General features: G+C 65.4%; 2 protein-coding genes. Both read right to left on the reverse strand.

Annotation, left to right across the window (positions count from 1 at the left end):
• On the reverse strand, positions 1-512 hold a 512-nt coding region (locus ACHAA3_RS16820; protein ID WP_435710248.1), incomplete at its 3' end, for a transposase.
• Positions 415-774, reverse strand: coding sequence for an IS5 family transposase (locus tag ACHAA3_RS16825; protein WP_435710249.1), 360 nt, complete (start codon positions 772-774; stop codon positions 415-417). The genes ACHAA3_RS16820 and ACHAA3_RS16825, both read right to left, overlap by 98 nt.
• Positions 775-824 lie beyond the last annotated feature (50 nt).

Consider the following 824-nt stretch of genomic DNA (forward strand, 5'->3'; position numbering starts at 1 on the left):
AAGGATCGTTCGACGGTGTTGCGTCGCCGGTAGGCCTCGGCGTCGAAGGCCGGTGGTCTGCCGCCGGCGCTCCCGCGACGGCGCCGGTGACCGGCTTGGTCGGACGGCTCGCTGATCACCGCCTCGATACCGCGGCCGCGCAACAAGGCCCGGTTGGCCCGCGAAGAATAGGCCTTGTCGCCCAAGACTCTGTCCGGTCTGGTCCGGGGACGGCCGGGTCCGATCCGGGCCACGGACAACTGTTCGAGCAGCGGGCCGAACATCGGCGAATCGCCACCTTGCCCGGGCCCGATGAGCACGACCAGTGGTCGACAGTGGCCATCGACGAGTTGGTGGATCTTCGTCGACAACCCGCCGCGAGACCTGCCGATCGCGTGATCGACGGGCTCGACCCGCGGGTTCTTGTAACTCGATTCAGCCCCCTGTGTGACGCGCCAGCGTCGTGGCGTGCTGATGGGCGCGGTTGATCGTGGAGTCGACCGACACATCCCACTCGACGTCGCCGTCAGCATCAGCGGCGGTCACGAGCTTGGTGTGAATCCGGTCCCAGGTGCCATCGACGCTGAAGCGCTTGTGGCGCTTCCAGACCGTCTGCCACGGCCCGAAACCACAGGGAAGATCACGCCACGCAACACCAGTACGGAACCGGTAGATGATGCCCTCAACCACCTGGCGGTGGTCACGAAACGGCCGCGACTTCACGCCATCAGAGGACGGCATCAACGGCTCGATCCGAGCCCACTGGTCATCGGTCAGAACAGCTTCACGAGACATGACTCCACAAAACCAGCCAGACCACGCTCAACTTAGGAGACGCGCCCTAG

Source organism: Aeromicrobium sp. CF3.5 (assembly GCF_051262695.1).
GTDB lineage: Bacteria > Actinomycetota > Actinomycetes > Propionibacteriales > Nocardioidaceae > Aeromicrobium.

Bases quoted from the DNA above. Each gene is read 5' to 3' on its own strand.
- ACHAA3_RS16825 (WP_435710249.1), bottom strand. From the start codon at position 774: ATGTCTCGTGAAGCTGTTCTGACCGATGACCAGTGGGCTCGGATCGAG.